The sequence below is a fragment of the Bacillus cereus group sp. BfR-BA-01350 genome, assembly GCF_022663775.1.
GTDB lineage: Bacteria > Bacillota > Bacilli > Bacillales > Bacillaceae_G > Bacillus_A > Bacillus_A paranthracis.
Genome location: NZ_JAKUGD010000014.1, coordinates 1 through 16799 on the forward strand (window position 1 = coordinate 1; position 16799 = coordinate 16799).

Sequence of the window (16799 nt, forward strand, 5' to 3'; positions counted from 1 at the left end):
TACCATCTAAATATCGTTTCACTGCTTGAATTTTTTCTGTTGAAGAAAATTTAGCCATAAAAAATGCACCTCCAATTGTTAGACTGTGTCTAACAATTGGGGTGCACTTCATAATTGAGGGGTGGCTCTTGTTTTATTTTGCATCAATAATATTAACGTCATATTATTGTAAAATGCATCCGTACAAATTATAGATTTATTCAGCGGATCAATGTCAACGACAGTCATATAGTTAGTAAGTAAAAAAAACACCTTCAGTACCTTCTAGATATCGTTTTATTGCTTGTATTTTATCTTTTGAAGAAAATTTAGCCATAAAAAATGCACCTCCAATTGTTAATTATGTGTCTAACAATTGGGGTGTACTTCAATGTCGCAAAGCTTTTTTTATTACTTCTTAATTTTTACAAGTTGTGATGATTCTACACCATTCTTTCCAGGGAATTCTTTACTTGGATCCTTATCGAATTTTAATACACCTACAGATTTTTCTTCACCTTTTACATTTCCGTAAGTTGCATCATCAACAATTGCGAACATGTCGGCATATGCACGGCTACTTCCGATAATTGTGTTGCCTTCATATTTTAATTTTGCTCCATCAAGTGTAGCATTTTGTACTTTTTCTTTAGCAAATAATACACCTTGCTCTGTTGTTACAGCTGGTAATTTATCAAGTGGTTTCGTATCGTCTTTTTCATCCACTTTGTTAAGCAACTCTTTTTTTACAAGTTCTTCACCAGTTTTCTTATCCATGACAAGAACTTTTTTACCTTCTAATGTTGTCATTTTCATTTTATAGAAGTCTTTTTCTTTCACTTCTTTTTTGTTTTTATCTGTAATTTGCTGAACTTGTTCTTCTGATCCGTAAATTACAAAGCCGTTCGCTTTCTCTCCTAATAAAGAACAACCTGATAATGCTCCAAGTGAAATTGCTGCTGCTAATCCGATTCCTACTAATTTTTTCATGATGATTTCTCCTTTTATCTGTTTTATAGTAAATACAATTTTTGTATTAGTTCCGAAATGATGAGAAGCTTGTTTGTTGCTTCTAGTATTAGTGTATAAGAAATAGGGAGACGCAACTATCGAGTTAGCTTACAGTAACATTACAATAATGTAATTTAGTGAAAGTGCATAAAAATAAGGCAATTTTGAAGAGGATTAATGAGAATATATTAGGAATACAATGTTTTATCTGGAATGTCATATTATATTGGCTGTATTTTGGAAATAACATGTAAGGACATATTAGTTTTGTTATAATAAACATATAGCTGTAAAAATGAATATTCTTTACTGTTAAGGGAGATTTTTCAGTTTTCCAAGTAGTGAATTTGAAATATGAGGTAAGTCATAGGAGGAATTAGAATGTCTGTATTTAAACGATTAAGAGATTTAACAATGTCGAATGTGTATTCATTAATTGAAAAAGCAGAAGATCCAGTTAAGATGACGGATCAATATTTACGCGATATGCAAGCGGATGTACAAGAAGCTGAGAAAAGTGTAGCAGCTCAAATCGCGCTTGAGAAGAAATTCAAAATCTTATTTGAAGAGCAAGAAGCACTTGTGAAAAAACGTGAAGAGCAAGCTCATATGGCTGTTCAAGCTAATAACTTAGATCTTGCGCGTCGTGCTCTTGAAGAAAAACAAAGCGCAGAGCAAAAGATGAATGAGTATAAAGCAAGCTATGAGCAAAATAAAGTTGCTGCTGATAATCTTCGCCTGAAGCTAGAAGAAATGCGTAAGCAATTAACAGAGCTGAAAAATAAACGTGAGACACTTGTAGCACGTGTAAATGCGGCGAAAGCACAAAAGAATATTAATCAGGCGATGTCTGGATTTGATTCAAACTCAGCGAAAGCTGGTTTAAGCCGTATGGAAGAGAAAGCTCTTCAATTAGAGGCTGAAGCAGAAGCAAGCGGTGAAGTGTACAAGAAAGAAAAATCATTAGATGATGAATTCGCAAGCTTAAACAAAAATTCTGCTGTTGACGATGAATTAGCTCGTATTATGAAGCAGTATGAGAAATAATATAGAATAGAGACAAATGAACCGACATGTCTAAACAAATTCATGTCGGTTTTCTATTACCCCGCATTAACGGGCAGTAAGATTCCCACCTTTACTTTTTGTGAAAGCAGAGAGGTGGGGGGAGATCTACTGCCCGTAAATGCCCGATTGGTTCAACTAATAATCAGCGGGGAATGAACACCTCCCCACTGATTAAAGTTTCACTTTATATTTAGAGGAGGTTTTGCAATGACATGGACAAATGTATTAGCCATGCTTGTATGGACTGGAGCGAGTGCAGTACTTTTATTTGCAATTATGTGGGTTGATTCGATTTTTACAAAATACAATGATTTAAAAGAAATAAAAAATGGGAATACAGCTGTAACAACTCGTTTCGTCATGAAATTATTCGCGCAAGGGTACATTTTATCTCAATCGATAACGAAAGCAAATGACTTATGGCAAGCGCTACTTGCATCAGCAGTTTCTTTCGTTATTTTATTAGTGGTAGAAATGTTTATCGAATTTGTGTTAAAGAAAATGGCTGGTTTAGATTTAGAAGAAGGTACGAAAGAAGGCAGTGTTGCGCACGCGATGTTGGCCGGATCATTACATATTGTGGGTGCACTTATTTTAGGTGCTTGTTTATAAAGAGAGAAGGAGGGGGTAGATCATGAGTTTATTTAAACGAATTAAAAATATAATGAAGAGCCCAGAGCCGCCGAAACCAGAGAAAAGCTTGTTAACGTTAGCTCCTGGCGATATGGTTGAAGTTTCATTAGTCATGTACGAATTAACTGGGAAAACGAGTATGCATTCTCGTAAAGAAATTGTTTTAACACTGCAAGACGGGAAAGATATTCGTTATTTAAAAATTGAAGATCGTGAAAATACGTATTACAAATTGTATACACCAATTGATGGTCGTTTAGATTCAATTGATGAAATTCCGACGACAATAGAAATGGATGATACAGAGTACCATATGGAAGAGCAATATAACGGACGTGTTGTTGTAATGGGGAAAACACCATTCTCTGCTTCAGAAGAACAGTATGTATGGGAATTCCAATCAGATAATCGAAAATTATTACGTATTGAATGGCAAAATGGTCGCACAATGATGTATGAGGGAGAAGCAATTATTCCTGCTGATGTACAAATTATAAGAGCAACGTAAGGGGGCGTAATCATGTCAAACCGATTGTTTACCATGATTAAATCGTTCGTGATCCCTATACTTGCTATCGTTACATTACTTGTTGTTGCTGGATATGCCTTATCAGGTTGTCAGGGCGGGCAGACAAAGTCGATTCAAGACCGTTATCCGCTTGAATCTGTCGCAAAGGAAGGTAAACAAGAATCTTACGTGTATAGGGCCGCCAATCGGTCAGTTCCTGAAGTCGCGAAGGAACTCATGAATGAAAGAGAACCGAAGCAAGCATCTAAAGAAGACGAAAATCAAATGTTCCTCGTTTATTCTGATAAGATTTATAATCTGCAAAAGGATAAAGAGAAGCCATCTGATACGTTAATTGAAATAAGTAATAAAGAATTTGTCCGTCAAAATTATCAACCGTCCTTCCTACAAGGGTATATTATGGGAAGTATTTTAAACGATATATTCGGTTCACGAAAATCATCGTACGGTGATTATCGCGGATATAATGACAGACAAAGTCATAAACCAGTTATTCCAGAGAGACCACCTACGAAAGAAGAAAAGAAAACTCCGCCTCCAATTACGAAGGAAGGGAAAGGGTCTATCATTAAGCGTGGCGATAATGTAGATTCGAAATCTTCTGTAGGAGATACAGGAAGTATTACGAAAAAAGGAAACAGCACGCCCCCGCCTTCTACTGGAAGCAAAGGGAAAATTACGAAAAATCCAGGTGGTTCAAGCGGATCAGATGTGAAGCCGAAATCATCTATTAAAACGCCGCCAAGGAATACATCTCCTCCGAAAACGAGGGTCGGTGGTTCAGGAAAGATTACGAAGAGAAGATAGTGTAGAGACCGAAAAGTGAAATTTGCTTTTTGGTCTTTTTTTTATGGAAATTAATTCCTTATAGCTGGTGCAATGAAGTTATAAGGAGGAGATTATTATGACTATGTATAAAAGATTTAGTGTAATTATGTTCCTCGTCTTATTCTTAAGTTTGTTTATTAGCACAACGATGAAATTTCACTTTGTAGTAGGTATTCTATGGATATTATGTACATGTACTCTCTTTCTATATGTTCCACTTCGTTTTCAACAAGAAGTGCCCGCCTTTCAAAAATATGTAGCATGGATGAAAAACGGAGGAAGATGGGGCGAGTAAAAATATATCAACGATTATTGGAATATATCGACTTACTGACAAATAATAAGAAGAGGGTGTGCCAACATATTGGCACACCCTCTTCTTTCATAACGATTAATGAATATCACGTTTCTTAAAGTTACCGCCTTTTACTTCTGCTACGTCATAAACTGTAATAAAGGCGTGTGGATCGATTTCATTAATAAGTTCTTTCATTTTACTTTCTTCTAAACGGTTAATTACACAAGAAATTTCTTTGAATTTCTCTCTAGAATAACCGCCGTATACTTCGTTATATGTTGCACTTCGGCCTAAACGATCACGAATTGTTTCTACCATCAATTCAGGCTCTTTCGTAATGATTTTAAATGCTTTCGAACCACTTAAACCAACTTCAACGATATGAATCACTTTCGAAGCAATAAAGTAAGCAATTGCCGAGAGGATAGCTCCTTGAAGACCGAATACTGTGGATACGAAAATAAATACGAACATGTTTAAGAATAAAATAAGGTCACTCGTTCCAAATGGTAACTTACGAGAAAGCAATACAGCTAGCATATCGATTCCATCTAATGCTCCGCCGTTACGTAATGCTAGTCCCATACCAAAACCGATAATGATACCACCAACAACTGTAACTAATAATGTATCGCCTTCAATAATAGCTGGTATTCCGTGCATGACAACGGTACCTATTGCTAATGAAGCAATCCCGATAATGGAATAAATAGCGAAGCTTTTACCGATTTGCTTATATCCTAACCAAACGAAAGGAATGTTAATAATTGCAATTAGAGCTCCTAATGGCAATCCAAATAATCTTGAACTAACGATACTTAAACCAGTTACACCACCGTCTGATACGTTATTTGGAATTAATACCGCTTCTAATCCGTACGCTGTGATAAATGCCCCAATAATAATCATCAAAGCTTTTGAAGCGATTTTAAGCTTATTGGGCTTGTTTTTGATAATTTTCTCCATATGATTTCCTCGTTTCAAACTAGTTTCTTATTTGTTACGTAATTCACACCTAATTTCCATTTTAACATTTAATTTGAAAAAATTCTCTTTAAAGGGTATATGCAGGGAATATTATCACCATATTATCTTTAAAATATTTTTGAAATAAGTATAAGAAATCCCATCCTTTGAAAGGATGGGATGCTATTAAGAAAATATAAAACTAAGTACTGATACAAATAAAGCGAATCCTAAAATAACTCCGCAAAACTTCATATGACGTTTACGCCCCATTACGACAATTGCGACGTATTCACGAATCATTGCATTAGGCCAATAATAAAAGGCAGTTTTTGATCCAATTCCTTGGCTATTAAGACCAGCTTGTCTTGCGTATATACCAGCGCGGAAAAGGTGGAAGTTGTTTGTTGTAAAGATACTTCTATACTTACCTTCAGGTTTTAAAGAATCCATAATTTCTTTAGAGAACGACATATTTTGATATGTGTTGACAGAACGATTTTCCTGTACTGTATGTTCAATTGGAATACCTTTTTCAACAGCGTACTTTTGCATCGCTTCTGCTTCAGGAAGTCCTTCATCCGGACCTTGGCCACCAGAGAATATAATTGTTGGTGGTGTATTCACCGCTGCTTGTTTCCAATAAAAGTCGATTGCTTTATGAATACGACTTGCAAGTAAAGGTGGTACTTTATCATTAATTAAGCCACTTCCAAGAACGATGATGAAATCTTGATTACGTCTTGGTCTGTTGAATTGATATAGAAAATAAGCGCTTAAGAAGTTAGATAAGTGTATAAAGAAATATACGGTTATAAGAGAAATACCAGCGAAAATAGGCTGGAAATGTGATGAGAAGAAACTTGCTGGACTTATGAAAAGGAATAATATAGAGAATAAAATACCTAAAGCAGCAATAAGTGTTAAACAGTTAGTAAAACGTCTGCCTTCTCGTTTCATTAAAATTCTCGCATTCAGAAATAGCCCAAACATTAAAGCAATAACACCGAAAGGAATCATAATGATAAGTGCTAAAATAGGTAAGACTATAATATAGCGTAGGACATCACTACTTGAATTCACAGATATAATTACACAAAAAAGAAGGAAAAAACAGATAAAGGTATTAAATAAAAAGCCGTTTATTATTTTTCGTGGATCTTTTAAATAGGAGATAAGAAAAATAATAAACAGTATAAGAGGGATAATTCCAAAAGACATAAATATAGTACACCTCAACTTGTATAAGAATTTGACATACCTTTTATATTACATGATTTTATAATTGAAAATGAAAGAAAAAGGATTTCGAATTTTCTCAATAAAATATATGGATACGTATGCTACAATATATTCAAAGCGATATATTAAAAGTAAAATGGTTGAAGAGACACTCTATGGAGTGTCTTTTCTTTTTCGTATGTAATTATGCATATTATATTTATTTTCAAGTGAAGAGGATTAAAATATAAGTGGTAGACATACTTTATAAAACAGAATGTAATACAAACATTTCCCTCTACTTTTTGTATCTAACAATCGTATAACAATAAATAATTCTGTTTTATAGTGTCTGTTTATGAAAGGTGTCTTCTTTGAAGGCACTTTTTTTGTTTAGTATAGATAGTTTTTACTGTTAGCATAGTGGAAACTATCTATACTAAACATTAGCAATCTTCCGTATAAATATTATCAATTTACTATATATTCCAGTGGTGTTAACCTACATATGAAAGGCTTTCTTTTTCAAAATATTACCCCTAATAAATTTTTGAAGAAGTCAACTGTCTCCAAAATTGCCATTCATGCTTAGCAAAAAAGAATCCTGCAGGATTCTTTTTTGTGTTCGACAGAATATGGCAAAATACATTTGAATAATTTGTTATATTGTTAAATGGTTATTATGGAAAGAGAAGGAGACTTAAGTATGAGATTTAAAAAATTAATTTTAACAGGTGCACTTGTTGCAACTACAGCATTTACTTTAATTGGAACAGCGGAGGCAAGCGCAGGTTTTAAAGATGTTCCAAACAATCATTGGTCTTATAAAGCAATTATGGATTTAGCAAATAAAAACGTTGTTGCTGGATACGGAAATGGGATTTTTGGATTTGGTGATGATGTAACGTTTTGCTAACTGTAAAGAAGCAAACGATGCGGGATATTATGATATTACAAGAGATAGTCCATATTATGGTAAGCATTTAGACCGTGATGGCGATGGAACTGCTTGTGAGAAAAAGAAAAAAGGTAAATAAGAAAAAAGCACTCAGTTTGAGTGCTTTTTTCTTATGGAAACATGCTATTTTGTTAGGCGCTTTTCATAAAATGAAAGTAAGGAAATGAAAGTGGGTGACAAAATGCCGTCAGTTGTGGAAGGTGTTATTATTGAAAACTGTAACGGAACGATTAATTTAGGAGATAAATATAACGTGCAGCCGATTGAAAAAACGAAAGCTTATAATGGATCGGGATCATCGAATACAGGGATTAAAGTACAAACATTTAGCGGGGTTAGTACAGCGGATGTAGGAGATAGCGATGTGAATGATCAGGGAATACAGTTTACTTTATAGAGAAATATGCAAAATTGCATCAAATGATGAACTTACCCTATGCTACAATCTAGCTGTGAGCTGTTAATGATTCTTCTGTATTATAGTTGTTAGATTAGAAATATAACATCCTATCGAAAATCATACGTAAAAAAAGACACTTCAACCGAAGTGTCTTTTTCATTTTAGTGATACCCTTTAGCAGAGTCTTTATGAATTTTATTTTTAAAGATACTGTAGCTCCAAAGTTGATATCCAATAACAATTGGTACCATAACCATTGCAACGAAGAACATAATTTTTAAGTTTAATTGACTACCAGCTGCGTTGTATAACGTTGTACTATAAGCATCATTAATACGAGATGGTAGCATTCTTGGGAACATACCCGCAAAGCCAGTTGTCATAAACATTGCGATTGTTAAGCAAACGAATGTGAATGCAAGACCGATTTTATGTTTGTACACCATAATAAGCGCGAGTACACTCATTAACATTGCAAGTACTGGAAGAATGAATAGTACCGGGTACTCTGTGAAGTTTTGGAATAAATTTGTACGATTTGCAGTTGCTACATAGAAAATAGCTAAAATGATAGCAGTTGCCATTGAAAATGGTCTTGCGATTTTATAAGCACGGTCGGATACTTCACCAGTCGTTTTAATCATAACCCAAAGGGCACCGGATACGACGAATATAGCAGTGAAGAACAACCCTCCTAAAATACCGTAATGATTTAGTAAGCTAAGTAAATTTCCTTCATAGCCATTTTTTCCGATTTGTAGTCCGTAATAAAGATTAGCAAATGTAACACCGAATAGGAAAGCAATTAAGAAACTACCAATTGCAAATGCCCATTTACAAGCTTTTTGCCAAATTGGTGAATCATCTTTATGCATGAATTCCAGTCCAGCAGCACGAGCAAATAGTGCAAGTAATACTAAGAATAACGGTGTATATAAATAACTAAACATATTTGCATAAGTGACTGGGAAGGCAGCAAATGTTGCACCACCAGCTGTAATTAGCCACACTTCATTACCGCCCCAGAACGGGCCAATTGCTTCTTGTAATTGATTTCGTTCTTGTCGATCTTTCGTAACGAAAGGAAAAATCATTCCGTTACCAAGTGCATACCCATCAAGAATGAAGTAAACTGTCCAAATCACGCCCCATAGACCAAACCAGATGATTGCAAGCATATCATGAGACATGGGCCACGCCTCCCTTAGTAGCAGGTTCTTCTAATGCTGCTGGTCCTTTTTTTGCGAACTTCAGCATTAAATATACGTCTGCGATTAAAAGTAAAGTGTAGAACAAGATTAAACTAATTAAAGAGAACCAAATTTGCGGGACAGATATAGGTGATACAGATTCTGCTGTACGCATTAGTTTATAAACTGTCCATGGTTGACGACCTACTTCGGCAACAATCCAACCAGCGTTAATTGCGATATATGGTAGTAAAACAGACCATATTGTAATTTTTAAGTAACGTTTTGAGTTTTCCAGTTTTCCTTTTCGGTTTAAGTAGAAACCGTACCAAGTTAATGCCATAAAGAACATACCAAGTGCAACCATTAAGCGGAAGCTATAGTACACAAGGTTAACATTTGGACGATCTTCTTTCGGAATATCTTTTAAACCAACAATTTCGCCATCAAATGAATTTGTATAGAAGAAACTTCCTAACTTTGGAATCGTAAGGAATTCAAAGTTCTTCTCATTTTTTACATCAGGAATTTGAACAATCGAGAAGCCTTGTCCTTTCCCGGTTTCCCAAACAGCTTCCATCGCAGCACCTTTAGCTGGTTGATATTTAGCTGCTGATACACCAGATTGATGTCCCATAAACGGTGTAATTGTTGCGGCGAATAAGCCTAACATTAAGCCAAACTTAAATGATTTTTTGAAGAATTCAACTTCATTTTTACGTAATAAGTGATAGGCACTAATTGCCATAACGAAGAAAGCACCAACAATATAACAACCAATTACAGTATGGAAGAACATATTCCACGCATATGGATTTGTAACGAGTGCCCAGAAATCATTTAATTCAGCGCGGCCGTTACGCACGACGTAGCCAACTGGGTTTTGCATAAAGCCGTTTGCTGTAATAATCCAAAGGGCGGAAATATTTGTTCCAAGTGCAACCATCCACATACAGAAGGCACGGAACTTTGGTGAAATTTTGTCTTTACCGAATAACCATATTCCCATGAAAGTAGATTCTAAGAAGAAGGCAACGAGTGCTTCGATTGCGAGAGGGGATCCGAAAATATCTCCCATATATTTGGAGTACTCAGACCAGTTTGTTCCAAATTGGAATTCCATCGTAATCCCGGTTATAATCCCCATTACGAAGTTAATTGTAAATAATTTACCCCAGAAATTTGCCATTTTGCGGTATGTTGGATTCAATGTGCGGGCGTATTGAGTTTCCATACATGCTACTAAAATGACAAGTCCGATTGTCAAAGGTACAAATAAAAAGTGATAAAAAATAGTAATTGCAAATTGAAAACGACTCAGTAACAGAACGTCGGACATAATAAATATTCACTCCTTTTTTACATTATCTACAATTAGTTTATAGTGAAAATAGGATTATAGTATGTGAGACTTGTTACAAAGCTGTGTGTATATTTTGAAAGAATTATGTCGATTATCTGAAAATATCTTATTTTTACTATAAAGCGATATCCTTTTTGAGTTTTTCATATTTTGGTACACTATTTATGTAGTGTAAACGAGAGAAAAGAGGGCCTTTTACTATGAAGTCATTAGAAGAGATTTTGCAATACAATGAGAAATTTGTGGAAGAGAAAAAGTATGAAGAGTTTGTAGCGGGGAAATTTCCAAACAAAAAGATGGTAATTATTTCTTGTATGGATACAAGACTTGTTGAGCTATTGCCGAAAGCGATGAATATGCGTAACGGCGATGTGAAAATTATTAAAGTAGCAGGTGCTGTTATTTCACATCCTTTTGGAAGTATTATGCGTAGTATTTTAGTCGCTGTATATGAACTTGGCGCTGATGAAGTATGTGTAGTTGGTCACCACGATTGTGGCATGGCAAAAATTCAAGCAAGCAGTACAATTGAGAAAATGAAAGAACGCGGTATAACAGAAGAGAAATTAGATATGCTTCGTTATTCTGGAATCGATTTAGAACAATTCTTGCGCGGCTTCTCTAGTGTGGAAGAAAGTGTAGAACATAGCGTATCAGTACTTCGCAACCACCCATTACTTCCGGAAGAAGTACCTGTTCACGGTCTTGTTATCGATCCTGATACAGGAAAATTAGATTTAGTTGTGAATGGTTACGACAATTAAGAATGTACTTTGTCATCCTTTTTATCTGGGACAGGATCAAATCCTCCTGGGTGGAAAGGGTGACATTTTAATATACGCTTACAAGTAAGCCAAAAGCCTTTGAATGCGCCATGCTTTTGAAACGCCTCTAATCCGTAATGAGAACAAGTTGGATAAAAGCGGCAAGTTGGCGGTGTCATCGGAGAAATGAACTTTTGATAAAAGCGTATAATCCCAATAAAAATCTGTTTCATAATGGTCTCCTTTTCGGCATATTCTTAAAGTATTATAGCACGACTGTACATAATACTTTACTAATGTGCATTTCCGTTATATCATATTGGATATAACGGAATTAAATTAAAAGCGGGAGAGATGTTGTATGCCATCAGTAGAAAGCTTTGAATTAGATCATACGATTGTAAAGGCACCTTATGTAAGACATTGCGGAGTTCACAATGTAGGTAGTGACGGTATTGTAAATAAATTTGATATTCGTTTTTGCCAACCGAATAAACAAGCAATGAAACCAGATGTTATTCATACGTTAGAACATTTATTAGCATTTAATTTACGTAAATATATTGATCGTTATCCGCATTTTGATATTATCGATATTTCACCAATGGGCTGCCAAACAGGATATTACCTCGTAGTAAGCGGAACACCGACAGTTCGAGAAATTATTGATTTATTAGAATTAACATTAAAAGATGCGGTTCAAATTACAGAAATTCCAGCTGCAAATGAAACACAATGTGGTCAAGCGAAGCTTCACGATTTAGAAGGAGCAAAACGTTTAATGAACTTCTGGTTAAGCCAAGATAAAGATGAACTTGAGAAAGTATTTGGATAAGAAGAAAAACTGCCTGTAAAAGGGCAGTTTTTTTTGTGGCATGATAATAAATGAAATTATATCGACGATTTTCCAAATATATCGAACACAACTTGAATTATATCGACGATTTTTTTAATATATCGACGTTTCGACATGGAATATCGACTTACCGACAAAAACTGACAAAAAATCATCCCTATTTTATTACGTGCTTGTAAATGCGAAATTGCTCAAGATTTCATTCTATACGTAGCGAAGGTAGTTTGATATGAGAGCGAAGAGTGTAAGAATAGACACGAAAAAAAACGGAATGCTCATTGATTTTCGTCCGGATATAAATTCGTTAATTCCGACAAGAATAAAGAAACAACTGAGAATAAATTGTACGTATGGGAGAAGTGAGAAATAATCGGTAATCTGGATATAAGTGCAAAGAAAGAGTATGAGAAGCGTGAAAAGTCCTAAAACAATCCGTAATCCAGTTAGCATGTAATTCCTCCTTAAATAGATTATTTACCGGAAGAGTTCTGACAAACTAAGAAATAAAGCACCAGATCCAGCGAGAAAAGCAAGTATGCCACTAGATTTTCTGTCTTGTTTTATTTCTTCTAGTCCTATAGTGAAAGCCATTAATCCTAAGAAAATGAACATATAAGGCATCATTTCTCTATTACCAGTAAAATATCCGTATATTGTTATACACAATGCAATGAGTGCAAAAGTAATCTGTAATCCTTTTAGCATATATATCCCCCCTGTTATTTTATATAGCTAATAATGAGGAAAATCCAAATAAATCCGGTTCCTAAATCTTTTTCTTTATTTGTTTAAAAGGAGTAAAGTTCCTAATAGAAATTGTGAAAGTGATAGGAAGTTATGTTGACCTGCTAGTAAACGAATACTGGATATGATGTGGCCTAAAATAAGTAGTAGTATACGAAGCGTATTATGAATTCTTCTTGCTCTTTTTTGTATACGGGTTATCTTCTGGTTTATCGACGGAATGTTTATAAGCGTAGCCTTTATTAATCGTCATGACGGAGAGTACTAATATGACTAGGACGATTATAATACCGATAATTAATATTTTGAGCATAAAATCCCTCCTTTTCTTTATTTTACATAATTTTGTAATTGATGAAAACAATAGAAATTAAAAGGATGAAAGAAGGGTGTTACATGGAGCAGAAAAAAACATATTATATATCAATAGCCAACGGTCAAATTTCACAAGCGAAGACAGCGGATACGTATAATTTTGAGATTTCCGCAAATGATGAGGAAATTACGGAATTAAGAGAGTACTTCGATCAAGCATATGTAGAGGATTTAGGTTCATTTGTACGCTCCCACGTTCCATTTGTTGAGTATCATCACGATTCAAATAATGACCGATATGATGAACAACTACAAAAAGCATATAAAATGATTTACGATTTAGGAAATCATGAGACGAAAGAATTAGTCGCGCAAATGGGAATAATCAATGGATTATAATTGGATAATATTATGCAGAAAAGCGAGAATATGCTACAATTTGTGGTAGGAAAAACTTGTAACCATCAATAGGGGAGTAATGGCATGTACAAATTTAAAGATTATTACCACAACACTGTACAATTATCGTTTGAACGTTATCCATTTTCTCCTGAGCCAAAGCATGTTTGGGTTGTATGCCGGTACGGGGATCAATGGTTATTAACGCATCATTTACGTCGCGGTCTTGAATTTCCGGGTGGAAAAGTAGAACTAGGGGAAACACCGGAAGAAGCGGCAGTTCGAGAGGTTCATGAAGAAACCGGCGGCATAGTTTCTGATTTAACTTACTTAGGACAATATAAAGTATCTGGAAAAGACAAAATAATCATTAAAAACATTTATTTTGCAACAATTAGTGCGGTAGAACAACATACGCATTACGAAGAAACGAAAGGATCTGTTTTATTAACAGACATTCCTGACAACATTAAAACGGATAGAAAATTTAGCTTTATAATGCGCGACGATGTATTGGCGCGTACGATGAAACATATAGAAGAAATCGGCTGCTTTACGAAGTAAAGTGGCCGATTTCTTTTTTTATAAGATAAAATGTAAATATATCTTTACATTATTTTGGGTATATTATACAATTTTGTAAAGATATATTTACATTTTAGGAGGGGGAAGATGGATAAAAGAGCAGAAATGACTGTTACTATTTCGATGGTTAAATTAAATATCTATGCATTTCTTATAATATTTGTTTTGGCATTTGGAATTAGTTTTTTGCATGCATTTCTTTCAGGCGGGGTTCAATTGGAATTTACGCTACCAACTATGTTTCTTTTTATTATCGCAATGCTTGTTCTCGTTTGTATTCATGAAGCGATACATTTAATAGGATTTCGCTATATCGGAGGCGTACCATGGAGTGAATTAAAATGGGGCGTTAATTGGAAATTAGGTGTTGCATATGCGCATTCTAAACAGGCGATTACAGTAAAGCAAATGAAGAAGGTGTTAATGCTTCCGTTTTTACCGACTGGAATTTTGCCAATTGTAATTGGGTTAGCTACGAATATGCCATCAATCTCATTTTTAGGAATTCTACTAACAGCAGGTTGCATGGGTGACATTGCCTTATATCAAAAAGTTTCAAAGTTTCCAGATGATGCGCTAGTTCAAGATCATCCGAGTAAACCGCAGTTTACAGTATATGAATCATAAAGGAAGCGGAGGCGTTCGGGAAACGAAGCCTCCTTTTACTATTGTCTTGTTTGTATGGCTACATCTAAAAACGAAAGCACCTCCAACAAATCGTTCACTATACGTGGATGCTCAAAGTCACCCCAAAATGAATCTCTCTTCCACACACCAATAATCCCTACTTGTTCAGAACCAAGCACATCGTTTTCTGGATGATCTCCAACATAAAGGCATTCTGTGGCCTTAACATCTAGCTTTTTTAAAGCTCGTTCGAAAATTTCAGGATGCGGTTTTTTAATTCCTTCCGCTTCTGAAACGAGAATTGTATTTGTATACGTATGTATGTTTAGTGCGCGAAGATTATTCATTTGAAAGTCAGTAAAGCCGTTTGTGATAATGGCAATTTCAATATTTTGTTGTGTTAAACGTTGAAGTAATTCATGCATGTTTTTGAAAGGGATACAATGATTTTGAAAATTTGTAATGTAGTCGTGCAACAGTTGCTCTGACGTTAAAGTAGTAATGTTGTATTCGGAAAGGAGAGTAGCATATACTTTGTCTTTCCACGTATAGCCATTATTATCGAGTGCAAGAAATCGAGAACAATACTCGGATTTTTCTATGTTCATTAAATGAGAGGTAAAGCGATTATATTGATCATGAATAAATTGTTCTAAAGATTGACGACGATCTAATAGTGTTCCATCTAAGTCGAATAGGACTGCCCGAATCATAGGAAACCTCCTTACAATTTTTATAATTTATTATCGCATATTCGTTAAAAAATGATTATGATATTTTTGTAGAATGTATTGATGGAGGAATGTATGAAGAGACTGTATGGCAAGTTAGTAGGGGTTATCGTTGCAATCGGCTTACTAGCAGGATGCGAAAGTTCTATGAAGAGTGTGAAAGAAAAAGAAGTGTGTAAAACAGACGAAGAATGTGTGGAAATAGGAGATAAGAAACTTCAAAAAGTATATGAAAAAATAGATGGATTATCTGAGCTTGAAGCAGTAGAAGATTATGAAATAGAAGAGCATGAAAGTGCAGATATGAAAGAGGCAGAGCAGAAAAAAGAAGAAGATGATGATGATGATGAAAATTATTTCTTTTTAGCTTCTTATTATATTGATGGTGATGAAATTGTAGATCCTTATTTTGAAAAAATAGAACGGAAACGTTTAAATAAAATATTTGCTGAAGATAAAGAAGCGAAAGAAGAAGTACTGCAACAACGTCAAGATAGAGGGTATCATGAAGACTTGTGGGATATGTATCGCACGCTCATTCCAGCTAAATATCGCGAGAATATAACAGAATTTGATTTAATAACGGATGGTTATGACGGTGTTGTTGCTCACGTTATGCCTAGTATAGAGAATCCGAAAGACTGGACTCTTAGCTTAGATACGCTTGATTCCGCGGTAAATATTGATGAAGTGATGAAAACATTAATTCATGAGACGGCTCACGTGTTGACGCTCGGGCATAAGCAAATACCAGTAGATGAAAACTATATAAAGGATTTTGAAGAGGATAAAGATATTTCAACGTACAGAAATAAATGTGGAAATCTTTTCTTACAAGAGGGATGTGCGAAGGAAAACTCTTATATTAATCAATTTTATAATTCTTTCTGGAAGTCTATTGAGCAGGAGTGGACAGAAAAGAAAGTAGAAGAAAGTGAAGAAACGCAAATTGAATTTTTTAAAGAAAAGCATGATGAGTTTGTCTCACAGTATGGAACGTCAAATGTAGCGGAAGATATTGCAGATACGTTTACAGCGTTTATTTTACAAGATTCAAAAAAGGTGAAAGAAGGGTCGGAGTTAAAATATAAAAAAATTTCCTTTTTCTATCAATTCCCTGAGCTTGTAAAAATGAGAGCGGAAGTGTTGGCAGGATTATATGATGTTTCGAAAACGATAGAACAACAAAGTGTTAACTAATGCGAGTTATATATGTTAGCTAAGAAAACGTAAAGAATTGTAGTTCTTTACGTTTTTTCATGTTGATAAAATTGAAAATTCTGTCTTTTTATCAAAAAGAAGAAGGAACTATCACTATAAAATAGAATTAGTAT

Annotated in this window: 22 protein-coding genes and 1 pseudogene; 14 read left to right on the forward strand and 9 right to left on the reverse strand. The window is 34.8% G+C overall.

Translation table 11 applies throughout. The features are described 5' to 3' along the window. Window positions 1-390 precede the first annotated feature (390 nt). The gene (locus tag MR147_RS22705; RefSeq protein WP_074606857.1) at window positions 391-969 is read right to left on the reverse strand and encodes a lipoprotein BA_5634 family protein; all 579 of its coding nucleotides are present in this window, start codon (window positions 967-969) and stop codon (window positions 391-393) included. Between the two features lie 402 nt (window positions 970-1371). On the opposite strand from MR147_RS22705, the gene MR147_RS22710 reads away from it, so the two are divergent. The 5 genes from MR147_RS22710 to MR147_RS22730 all read left to right on the forward strand — a co-directional run bounded on the left by MR147_RS22710 (window position 1372) and on the right by MR147_RS22730 (window position 4343). Continuing rightward, a complete protein-coding gene (locus MR147_RS22710) occupies window positions 1372-2037 on the forward strand; it encodes a PspA/IM30 family protein (protein WP_000110284.1) in 666 nt (221 codons plus the stop codon). A 228-nt stretch (window positions 2038-2265) separates the two neighbouring features. Further along, entirely contained in the window at window positions 2266-2670 is a 405-nt protein-coding gene (locus tag MR147_RS22715; protein WP_000220322.1) for a DUF350 domain-containing protein, read from the forward strand. A 22-nt stretch (window positions 2671-2692) separates the two neighbouring features. Beyond that, a complete protein-coding gene (locus MR147_RS22720) occupies window positions 2693-3199 on the forward strand; it encodes a DUF4178 domain-containing protein (protein WP_000051761.1) in 507 nt (168 codons plus the stop codon). Window positions 3200-3211: 12 nt separating this feature from the next. Then, window positions 3212-4027: a DUF4247 domain-containing protein gene (locus MR147_RS22725; protein WP_074606855.1), complete on the forward strand. Its 816-nt coding sequence runs from the start codon at window positions 3212-3214 to the stop codon at window positions 4025-4027. Window positions 4028-4124: 97 nt separating this feature from the next. Then, window positions 4125-4343: a hypothetical protein gene (locus MR147_RS22730; RefSeq protein WP_074606853.1), complete on the forward strand. Its 219-nt coding sequence runs from the start codon at window positions 4125-4127 to the stop codon at window positions 4341-4343. A 96-nt stretch (window positions 4344-4439) separates the two neighbouring features. Here the strand turns inward: MR147_RS22730 and MR147_RS22735 are convergent, their stop codons facing one another. Continuing rightward, window positions 4440-5312 carry a YitT family protein gene (locus MR147_RS22735; RefSeq protein ID WP_000411239.1) on the reverse strand — a complete coding sequence of 291 codons (873 nt, stop codon included), beginning with the start codon at window positions 5310-5312 and terminating at the stop codon, window positions 4440-4442. A gap of 186 nt (window positions 5313-5498) precedes the next feature. Further along, window positions 5499-6533, reverse strand: a complete 1035-nt coding sequence (locus MR147_RS22740) for a YdcF family protein (RefSeq protein ID WP_074606851.1) — start codon at window positions 6531-6533, stop codon at window positions 5499-5501. 706 nt (window positions 6534-7239) lie between these two features. Between MR147_RS22740 and MR147_RS27355 the strand changes: the two are divergent. The 3 genes and pseudogenes from MR147_RS27355 to MR147_RS22750 all read left to right on the forward strand — a co-directional run. After that, window positions 7240-7440, forward strand: a pseudogene (locus tag MR147_RS27355) (S-layer homology domain-containing protein); the annotation flags it as partial. A 43-nt stretch (window positions 7441-7483) separates the two neighbouring features. Further along, window positions 7484-7570 (forward strand): excalibur calcium-binding domain-containing protein, encoded by an 87-nt coding sequence (locus tag MR147_RS27360; RefSeq protein ID WP_446699740.1) that lies wholly within the window; start codon window positions 7484-7486, stop codon window positions 7568-7570. A gap of 84 nt (window positions 7571-7654) precedes the next feature. Next, window positions 7655-7888: a spore germination protein gene (locus tag MR147_RS22750; RefSeq protein ID WP_139302725.1), complete on the forward strand. Its 234-nt coding sequence runs from the start codon at window positions 7655-7657 to the stop codon at window positions 7886-7888. A gap of 164 nt (window positions 7889-8052) precedes the next feature. Here the strand turns inward: MR147_RS22750 and cydB are convergent, their stop codons facing one another. Beyond that, window positions 8053-9081, reverse strand: coding sequence for a cytochrome d ubiquinol oxidase subunit II (gene cydB / locus MR147_RS22755; RefSeq protein WP_074606847.1), 1029 nt, complete (start codon window positions 9079-9081; stop codon window positions 8053-8055). After that, window positions 9071-10420, reverse strand: coding sequence for a cytochrome ubiquinol oxidase subunit I (gene cydA / locus MR147_RS22760; protein WP_074606845.1), 1350 nt, complete (start codon window positions 10418-10420; stop codon window positions 9071-9073). Before cydA ends, cydB begins: the two co-directional genes overlap by 11 nt. A gap of 224 nt (window positions 10421-10644) precedes the next feature. Between cydA and MR147_RS22765 the strand changes: the two genes are divergently transcribed. Then, the gene (locus MR147_RS22765; RefSeq protein ID WP_000838159.1) at window positions 10645-11208 is read left to right on the forward strand and encodes a beta-class carbonic anhydrase; all 564 of its coding nucleotides are present in this window, start codon (window positions 10645-10647) and stop codon (window positions 11206-11208) included. On the opposite strand, the gene yidD is transcribed toward MR147_RS22765, so the two are convergent. Further along, window positions 11205-11441 (reverse strand): membrane protein insertion efficiency factor YidD, encoded by a 237-nt coding sequence (gene yidD, locus MR147_RS22770; protein WP_000809329.1) that lies wholly within the window; start codon window positions 11439-11441, stop codon window positions 11205-11207. The two genes, MR147_RS22765 and yidD, sit on opposite strands and share 4 nt — an antisense overlap. Window positions 11442-11569: 128 nt before the next feature. Between yidD and luxS the strand changes: the two genes are divergently transcribed. Beyond that, window positions 11570-12043, forward strand: coding sequence for an S-ribosylhomocysteine lyase LuxS (gene luxS / locus MR147_RS22775; protein WP_001141369.1), 474 nt, complete (start codon window positions 11570-11572; stop codon window positions 12041-12043). A 495-nt stretch (window positions 12044-12538) separates the two neighbouring features. Here the strand turns inward: luxS and MR147_RS22780 are convergent, their stop codons facing one another. Together MR147_RS22780 and ytzI are read right to left on the reverse strand one after the other, a co-directional pair. Next, on the reverse strand, window positions 12539-12769 hold the full coding sequence (locus MR147_RS22780) for a YczI family protein (RefSeq protein WP_074606841.1): 231 nt from the start codon (window positions 12767-12769) through the stop codon (window positions 12539-12541). A gap of 202 nt (window positions 12770-12971) precedes the next feature. After that, complete coding sequence (ytzI, locus tag MR147_RS22790) at window positions 12972-13121, reverse strand: YtzI protein (RefSeq protein WP_139302724.1); 150 nt, start codon at window positions 13119-13121, stop codon at window positions 12972-12974. Window positions 13122-13204: 83 nt separating this feature from the next. Between ytzI and MR147_RS22795 the strand changes: the two genes are divergently transcribed. The 3 genes from MR147_RS22795 (at window position 13205) to MR147_RS22805 (ending at window position 14734) form a co-directional block, all read left to right on the forward strand. After that, the gene (locus MR147_RS22795; RefSeq protein ID WP_074606838.1) at window positions 13205-13522 is read left to right on the forward strand and encodes a hydrolase; all 318 of its coding nucleotides are present in this window, start codon (window positions 13205-13207) and stop codon (window positions 13520-13522) included. A gap of 84 nt (window positions 13523-13606) precedes the next feature. Then, window positions 13607-14086 (forward strand): antimutator 8-oxo-(dGTP/GTP)ase, encoded by a 480-nt coding sequence (gene mutTA / locus MR147_RS22800; protein ID WP_000276389.1) that lies wholly within the window; start codon window positions 13607-13609, stop codon window positions 14084-14086. A gap of 108 nt (window positions 14087-14194) precedes the next feature. After that, window positions 14195-14734 carry a DUF3267 domain-containing protein gene (locus MR147_RS22805; RefSeq protein ID WP_074610616.1) on the forward strand — a complete coding sequence of 180 codons (540 nt, stop codon included), beginning with the start codon at window positions 14195-14197 and terminating at the stop codon, window positions 14732-14734. A gap of 38 nt (window positions 14735-14772) precedes the next feature. On the opposite strand, the gene MR147_RS22810 is transcribed toward MR147_RS22805, so the two are convergent. Continuing rightward, window positions 14773-15447 (reverse strand): HAD family hydrolase, encoded by a 675-nt coding sequence (locus MR147_RS22810; protein WP_074610618.1) that lies wholly within the window; start codon window positions 15445-15447, stop codon window positions 14773-14775. 93 nt (window positions 15448-15540) lie between these two features. On the opposite strand from MR147_RS22810, the gene MR147_RS22815 reads away from it, so the two are divergent. Next, window positions 15541-16665 carry a recombinase family protein gene (locus MR147_RS22815; RefSeq protein ID WP_242304769.1) on the forward strand — a complete coding sequence of 375 codons (1125 nt, stop codon included), beginning with the start codon at window positions 15541-15543 and terminating at the stop codon, window positions 16663-16665. Window positions 16666-16799 lie beyond the last annotated feature (134 nt).